1 protein-coding gene is annotated in these 261 nt (G+C 41.0%); it reads right to left on the reverse strand.

Translation table 11 applies throughout. The features are described from left to right. Nucleotides 1–261: hypothetical protein (locus tag AAEY79_RS15410; RefSeq protein WP_352289399.1), on the reverse strand; the 261-nt coding region annotated here is incomplete at both ends.

Genomic DNA, 261 nt, shown 5'->3' on the forward strand with positions numbered 1-261 from the left:
CATATGTTCGGTGTGGGCAATTAATTCTTCTGGGGCAGCTTTGTACCAACTGTCACTTTTTACTGCATCGGCTGAAAAACGACTAAAACTCTCATAAGCACGAGTAGGACTCACAAATCGGCTAGCCAAAATTAACAAATCTTGTTGCGAAATAGGCCCTTGACGTTTTTTTGAATCTTTTTTTGATGACCAAGGTTTAACAAAATTACTCGCTTGAATGCGCTCAGCAACACCCGCTCTAAACCAAATAGACCCTAGTAC

Origin of the sequence: Psychrobacter sp. GW64-MNA-CIBAN-0177 (assembly GCF_040309585.1) — a bacterium.
GTDB lineage: Bacteria > Pseudomonadota > Gammaproteobacteria > Pseudomonadales > Moraxellaceae > Psychrobacter > Psychrobacter okhotskensis.